Raw genomic sequence first — 7,006 nt, forward strand, 5'->3', positions numbered from 1 at the left:
GACAATGCTGCGCCGCACGATCACTGTACGTAACCGCCGAATATGCGCCAGATCCGTTAGCTGGACAGTCCCGATATCGGGCGACCGGCTGACACCGGGACCGACCGGCGGGGCGGAGCTGCGCCGGAGGATGCCCACGTCTGGGCCGAGGGCGGCGCACCCGAAGCCGAGAACCGGATCGTCGAGGCGACCCTGACGACCACAACACGATCTTGATAGCCAAGGTCACCGCGGACCAGGTCGCTGCCGGCGCAGACGGCCTGCGCTGGCCCCACCGCCGCTGAGGCGGGCTCGAGTGGTCGCTGTAACGCTGATGTGATCATCCTGTCAGGGCGGCGGTGAAGATCTCGCTCGCGCCCGTCAAGGACCGCCAGCGGGGCGTGGCTCAGTGCACCTGCTCCGCACCCACGAACGTGATCGCGCCGCCTTGCTCGGTCGCCGAACCGCATAACCCGGGGTTTCGGGGTTCGAGGCCGCCCGGGGCCGTGTGGTCTGCGTCGGCGGGCACGGGTGGGTCTGTGCCAGCCGACCACGGTCTGCCGGGTCCTGGGGGAAGGGGCTGGCTGCCCGTTAGGGTGATCCCAGACGATGACGCCGGATGTGGGGGGTTGTGTGCGGTGACCGATATCGAGGCCGGCGCGTCCAGCCCGAAGCCGTGGTTCAGGGAGCGCATCAACCCGGTTGATCTGAAGGTGGACGTTCCGCACACCGCCCGCATGTACGACTACAGTACTACCTGGGTGGTAAGGACAACTTTCCCGCCGACCGGCAGGCGGCTGAGCAGGCGCTCGCGGTGTTTCCGCACGGCCGGGTCACTGCCCGGCAGAACCGTGCGTTCCTGCACCGGGTGACGCGGTTCCTCGCCCAGGAGGCGGGGATCCGCCAGTTCCTGGACGTGGGCACGGGTATTCCGACCTCGCCGAACCTGCACGAGGTCGCCCAGGGTGTCGCCTCGGACTGCCGGGTGGTCTATGCCGATAACGATCCCATCGTGCTCGCGCACGCGCGCGCCCTGCTCACCGGCACCGGTGAGGGCCGCACCGCCTACCTCGACGCCGACCTGCGGGAACCCGTGAAGATCCTCGAGCGCTATCTCGACACGCTCCCCGCTGGCAGCTACCTGGCGCTGACCCACGTGACCCCGGACTTCGCACCCGACGATGTCGGGCGGGTCGTCGATGTCTACCGCAGCCAGGGCATCCCCGCCACGGTCCGAACCCGCAGCGAGGTCGAGCGTTTCTTCGACGGCCTCGACATGGTCGAGCCCGGAGTGCAGTCCGTGCACCGCTGGCGGCCCGACGACCCCAGCACGGACAGCCCGACCGACGCCGAGGTCAATGTGTACGGGGGCCTCGCCCGCCTCCCCTGACATCACGGTTCCCGTTGGTGGCCTTCACGCCCGGCGGGCTGGGCACCGTCGTCACCAGCGTCGGTGACGGTGCCCGAGGAGGTAGCCGCCCAGCTGCCATCGTCCGACCAGCTCTTCGCGATTCATGATTGACTGTGTGGGTCCCGTTGACCAGGGCCCTTGTCGATCTGCCAGGGGGATCGTCAGGAAACGCAGGTTTTCTGGCGATCGGCCGGCTGGTTGTGTGCTGGTGGGGACGGATCGAGTCGTGCGGGGGGATGCACCCGGTCCGGTGACGGTGGAGATGGCGGTGGCCGGGATCGCGTACGGGTGGCGTCGGGGGTCCCCTGATCCAGGCCGGTGACATCGGCCGGCTCGGTGCCGTTCGGCGTCAGCGCGTTCATCCTCGCCACCGACGACGCAGCCGCGATCGAACGCTTCGCCGCCGAGGTGGCACCGGCGACCCGCGACTTGGTCGCCGCCGAGCGCTGCCAACCGGCTACCTGAAGCGACCATGCTGGACGCCGGGCGCACCCGAGATTTTGCGGCGGCGACACGTCTCGGGACAGGCGTCCTCGCGACCGGCTCCCAGGGCGGTGGACTGGCGCGGGCGATCCTCGCCGACGCCGGTCGCGAGTTCGCCGCACGCGGGCTGACCCGCAGCGCCACCTCGGACAAGGCGCGGGAACTCGCCGCGCAAGTCACCGAGATTATTGAGGCCGACATGCGCGACGAGGGCCCTGCCCAAGGTATTTGACGGGGGCGCAGGGGCCTTCCTGGTGACCAACTGTGAGCACGGGTCGCCCGAGCAGGAGAAGCAGGACGCGGCCATGATGGCGCGGGCCGTCAAAGACCGCCGGGGTCAGCCACGTGATCTGGTCGACCCCGGAGGACACCCGCCAGCACATCCCGCTCGACGACGACCGTATGCCGACGCCGCTGGACCCGCGCCGCCGGCCGGCCAGACTGGTGCAGCGTGCTTCAGCCATGTGTTCCGGTCATCGTCGAGTGTCGGTTCAGGCGCTCGGCCACATGCTGAGGGCCTGGTCGGCGGCGCGGTGCAGGTCCTCGCGGCTGGTGCCGCCGGCGGCCTGTACGGAGATGCCGTGTGCGACGATCGTCAGGTAGTGGGCGAGGGCGTCCGCGTCGATCTCGGGGGGGAGGTCGCCCTCGGCTTGGGCGCGTGCGAAGCGTGCGCGCAGGGCGCCCACTCCGGCTTCTCGGCGTTCGGCCAGGTCGCGGCGGACCGGTTCGCTTTCCGGGCCGCAGGCCAGCGCGGACTGCACCAGCAGGCAGCCGCGCGGACGGCCGGGGGTGGTGTTGGCGTCCACCGTTCCGTGCAGCAAGGCCTCGGCCACCTGCCGGGCGGTGGGCAGCTGAAGAGCCGGGGCCACGAAGGCTCCCGGACCCTCCACGTAGCGGTCGACGGCCTTGCGGAACAGCTCCTCCTTGTTGCCGTAGGCGGCGTAGATGCTGCGCCGGTTGATCCCCATGGCCTCGGTCAGTTCGGCGAGCGAGGCACCCTCGTAGCCCTCGGTCCAGAACAGCCGCATCGCCACGTCCAACGCCTCGTCGGTGTCGAAGGACCGGGGCCGCCCCGTCCTGGGCATCGAAGCCTCCTCGAGAAAAAGTTCGCCGCCGCGGACGAGTCCGTGGCCGGCTTAGGGTAGCGTCATCATGGCTATAGTAACCGAGCGGTTCGGTTCGCAAGTGTGATGTGGAGAGATCGGAGAACTTACCCATGAGCACCCAGCTCGCCCCCAGCACCACCCGGTCCGGTGTACGGCCCCTCGAAGGCAAAACCGCCCTGGTCACAGGCGGGTCCCGGGGCATCGGTGCCGCGATCGTGCGCCGCCTGACCGCCGACGGTGCCCAGATCGCCTTCACCTACGCCAGCGCCAAGGACCAGGCCGACGCCGTGGCCGAAGCGACAGGCGCCCTGGCCATGCAGGCGGACAGCTCGGACCACGAAGCCGTCCGGGCCGCGGTCAGCCGCACCACTGAGCATTTCGGCGGACTGGACATCCTCGTCAACAACGCCGGCGTCTCCCACATCGCGCCGGTCGAGGACTTCCCGCTGGAGGAGTTCGACCGGCTGATCGCCGTCAACGTGCGGGGCGTGTTCAGCGCGGTCCAGGCCGCCGCTCCCCACCTCGGCCAGGGTGGTCGCATCATCACCATCGGCAGCGTCATCGTCGACCGCGTCCCCTTTCCCGGAGCAAGCGTCTACGCCCTGAGCAAAGCCGCCGTCGCCGGTTTCACCCGCGGCCTAGCCCGCGAACTCGGCCCGCGCGGCATCACCGTCAACAACGTGCAGCCCGGCCCCATCGATACCGACAGCAACCCTGACTCCGGCCCGTACGCGAAATCGTTGAAGGAGCTCATGCCGGTCGGCTACTACGGCAAGCCCGCTGACGTCGCCAGCGCCGTCGCCTACCTCGCCAGCCCCGAAGCCCGGTTCGTCACCGGCACCAACTGGAACATCGACGGCGGCACCGCTGTCTGACCACCCGCCCCGGGCGGCCGCAACTCACCTGACCATCCCGGTACTCGTGATCGGCGGAGAGTTCTCGACCCGGCGGCGACTCGAACACGTCATGCAGGAGGCCACCACCGAGGTGACCCGACTGGTCCTTCCCGGGGTAGGCCACTTCGTGGCCGAACAGCCACTGGACGCACTCGCCACACCTTCAGTCGCGCCGCCGTGCACGACAAATCCACCACAAAACCCACTAGAAAGGACGTGTCGCCACCATGAACGCTTCCACCGGAGCCTCCACGGCCGCCGCCGTTGAGTCGGAGGAGCCACTCAGCCCCGGCTACGACACGGCGACCAAGGACGACGCCGAGTTCAACAAGGACTTCCGGCACGGCTTCACCACCATCGACGACGTGCAGATGCACTACGTCATCGGCGGCCACGGCCCGCAGGTCATGGTGCTGCTGCACGGCTGGCCGCAGAGCTGGTACGAGTACCGCCGGATCATGCCCAAGCTGCTGCCCGGACGCACCGTCATCGCCATCGACCTGCCCGGCATGGGCGACTCGACCGGAAACCCGCCCTCCATGGCCAAGACCGTCCTTGCCAGCTACATCCACCGCCTGCTCGACCACCTCGGTCACCGCGAGAACGTGCAGGTCGTCGCCCACGACTTCGGCGTCAGCGTCGCCTACCCGCTGGCCGCCCAGTACCGCGAACAAATCGCGGGGCTGTTCCTCATGGACTACGGCCTGCTCGGCAAAAACCTGAAGTTCGCCACCCTGGAACCGATGTTCTGGCACTTCTCCTTCAACAAGCTGCGCCCGCTCGCGGAGCAACTGGTCACCGGCCGGGAAGAGACCTTCTTCACCTACTTCTTCGAGGGGATGAAGACCGCCGGCGAGAACGTGTCCGACGACGAACTAGCCGAGTTCGTCCGCCTGTTCTCCCGCCCCCAGGTCCTGCACGCCGGCTTCGAGCTCTACCGCTTCGAGACCCAGGACGAGGCCGACAACGCCAAGCTGCAAGACACCCCGCTGACCATCCCGGTCCGCATGATCACCCAGGCTGGCCTCGCCGAGATGGTCCTGCCACCCCTCCAGGACGCCGCGCCCGACGCCACCTCCGCCGACGTCCCCGGCGCCGGCCACTTCCTCCTCCACGAAGCACCCGACCGCGTCCTGGCCGAGATCAACGCCTTCTACCCCAACCCAACTCCCTGAACAAGGAGCACCACATGACTTCCGCACGTCCGGTGCGGGGTTGAGTGAGGCGGCATCACGCCGACGTCACCAACCACGATTGCGTCTGGCCCGAAAAGTACCTTAATGCGGCGACTCGCGGACGCTCAGGAGCACGAACCGGGCATGATCATCAGATTCGTGTCGCCGTCGTCATGCCGGCCGGATCGCGACGCTGGCGACCCGGATCCGCCGATCATGTGTTCCGGCGGTGTCCATTCACGGGTGGGTGACTGCGGTCTGCTGAGCTGGGTGTTTGCGTTGGGGCGGCACGTTGTGGCTGTTGCTTGATCGTGGCTGCAGGGCGTGGATGATCTGGGTTTGTGGCTGATCCGTCCGTGTCGTTGGAGTCGCGTCTGGCGGCTGCCGAGGCACGGATCGAGGAGTTCGCGGCGACGAACGGCCGGCTGCGTCGGGTGATCGAGGACATGGCCGAGCGGCACGAGGCGGAACTGGAGGCGGAGCGGGCCGAGCGGCGGCGGTTGGAGTTGGAGGTCGCCGAGCTGCGGCGGCGGGTCGGGATGGACAGTACGAACTCGTCGGTTCCGCCGTCGAAGGAGCCGGTCGGGGCGAAGGAGAAGCGGAAGGCGGAGCGGCGGGCGGCATCGGAACGGGTCCGGTCGAAGGACCGCAGGCCCGGCGGGCAGCCGGGGCATGCGGGGGTGGGGCTTTCCCGGGAGGCGGAACCGGACCGGTCGTTGCCGGTGGACCCGCCGATGGAGTGCTCGTCGTGTGGCGAGGGCCTGGCCGGTGCCGAGGTGCTCGCCGACGGGTGGGCGCAGGTCTGGGACCTGCTCGACCCGGTGTTGGAGAAGGTGGAGTGGGCGCTGCCGCGGCGCCGCTGCGGCTGCTGTCGGAAGGTCACGACGGCCGGGGTGCCGGGGGTGCGGCACGCGGCGGCGGGCAGCGTGTCCTACGGGCCCAGGTTGCACGCGGCGGCGGTGCTGCTCGCTTCCGAGGGCAACGTGCCGGTCGAGCGGGCCGCGATGGTGATCGCCGGACTGATGGGGGTGCCGGTCTCGACCGGGTTCGTCGCCCGCGCGAACGCCCGGCTCGCCCAGGATCTCGACGCCGCGGGCTTCGACGAGGCGATGAAGGCAGCGCTGCGCGCCGAGCCGGTGCTCTGTGGTGACGAGTCCCCGGTCAACGTGCTGCGCAAGGACCTGGATGAGGCCACCGGCACGGCTCTCTCCGGCGCCCCGCACCTGCTGGTCGTGCGTACCCCGACGCCGGGGCTGGTGTGGTATGCGGCGATCAGCTCACGGCCGTCGGAGGCGATCGACGCCACCAGGGTGCTCGACGGCTGGCACGGCTACCTGACCCGCGACGACTACGCCGGCTGGCACCAGTACGACCCCGGACTCGCCGGCGTACAGCTGTGCTGTGCTGTGCGCATCTGATCCGGTCGTTGCGGGCGGTCCTGACCCTCACACCGGGCGCCCAGAAGTGGGCCGGCCGGCTCATCGACCTGCTCCGCGAGGCCAACACCCTCGTCGTCGCCGCCCGCGCCGACGGGAAGACCCGTCTCGACCAGAAGACGATCGACGATCTGCGGGCCCGCTACGACCGTGACGTCCACATCGGCGAACTCGCGAACATGTCCAGGCCCTGGACCGACGGCCGCAACCATCCCGGCCTGGTGCTGGCCCGCCGGCTCGCCGCGAAGGCCGACCAGGTCTGGCTCTTCCTCACCGACTTCAAGATCCCCTGGGTCAACAACCCCGCGGAGCGGGCTATACGCCTACCGAAACGGCACCAGGCCGTCTCGGGCTACTGGCACACGCCCAGCACTCTCGCCGCCTACCTACGCGTGCGCTCCTACCTCGTCTCCGCCCGCGACCACGGCCTGGCCGCCATCGATGCCATCCGCCTCGCCCTCGCGGGCAAGCCCTGGATGCCAATCCCACACGCGGCCAGCACCACGCCCGCTCTCACCGC

General features: G+C 69.4%; 6 protein-coding genes and 1 pseudogene. 6 read left to right on the top strand and 1 reads right to left on the bottom strand.

The window, feature by feature from the left end:
• Positions 1-736: 736 nt before the first annotated feature.
• The 3 genes from AC559T_RS07265 (at position 737) to AC559T_RS07275 (ending at position 2,105) form a co-directional block, all read left to right on the top strand.
• Positions 737-1,369, top strand: coding sequence for an SAM-dependent methyltransferase (locus AC559T_RS07265; protein WP_498868200.1), 633 nt, complete (start codon positions 737-739; stop codon positions 1,367-1,369).
• A gap of 339 nt (positions 1,370-1,708) precedes the next feature.
• Complete coding sequence (locus AC559T_RS07270; protein ID WP_498868195.1) at positions 1,709-1,855, top strand: hypothetical protein; 147 nt, start codon at positions 1,709-1,711, stop codon at positions 1,853-1,855.
• 7 nt (positions 1,856-1,862) lie between these two features.
• The gene (locus AC559T_RS07275; RefSeq protein WP_498868196.1) at positions 1,863-2,105 is read left to right on the top strand and encodes a hypothetical protein; all 243 of its coding nucleotides are present in this window, start codon (positions 1,863-1,865) and stop codon (positions 2,103-2,105) included.
• A gap of 259 nt (positions 2,106-2,364) precedes the next feature.
• On the opposite strand, the gene AC559T_RS07280 is transcribed toward AC559T_RS07275, so the two are convergent.
• The gene (locus tag AC559T_RS07280; protein ID WP_498868197.1) at positions 2,365-2,958 is read right to left on the bottom strand and encodes a TetR/AcrR family transcriptional regulator; all 594 of its coding nucleotides are present in this window, start codon (positions 2,956-2,958) and stop codon (positions 2,365-2,367) included.
• A gap of 131 nt (positions 2,959-3,089) precedes the next feature.
• Here AC559T_RS07280 and AC559T_RS07285 point away from each other — a divergent pair, with 131 nt between their 5' ends.
• The 3 genes and pseudogenes from AC559T_RS07285 to tnpC form a co-directional block, all read left to right on the top strand.
• Positions 3,090-3,854 (top strand): 3-oxoacyl-ACP reductase family protein, encoded by a 765-nt coding sequence (locus AC559T_RS07285; protein WP_498868198.1) that lies wholly within the window; start codon positions 3,090-3,092, stop codon positions 3,852-3,854.
• A gap of 248 nt (positions 3,855-4,102) precedes the next feature.
• A complete protein-coding gene (locus tag AC559T_RS07290) occupies positions 4,103-5,050 on the top strand; it encodes an alpha/beta fold hydrolase (protein WP_498868199.1) in 948 nt (315 codons plus the stop codon).
• A 341-nt stretch (positions 5,051-5,391) separates the two neighbouring features.
• Positions 5,392-7,006: pseudogene (gene tnpC, locus AC559T_RS07295) on the top strand (IS66 family transposase); the annotation flags it as partial.

The organism is Frankia sp. Hr75.2 (assembly GCF_949319125.1).
Classification (GTDB): domain Bacteria; phylum Actinomycetota; class Actinomycetes; order Frankiales; family Frankiaceae; genus Parafrankia; species Parafrankia soli.

Bases quoted from the DNA above. Each gene is read 5' to 3' on its own strand.
- AC559T_RS07275 (WP_498868196.1), top strand. From the start codon at position 1,863: ATGCTGGACGCCGGGCGCACCCGAGATTTTGCGGCGGCGACACGTCTC.
- AC559T_RS07280 (WP_498868197.1), bottom strand. From the start codon at position 2,958: ATGCCCAGGACGGGGCGGCCCCGGTCCTTCGACACCGACGAGGCGTTG.
- AC559T_RS07285 (WP_498868198.1), top strand. From the start codon at position 3,090: ATGAGCACCCAGCTCGCCCCCAGCACCACCCGGTCCGGTGTACGGCCC.
- AC559T_RS07290 (WP_498868199.1), top strand. From the start codon at position 4,103: ATGAACGCTTCCACCGGAGCCTCCACGGCCGCCGCCGTTGAGTCGGAG.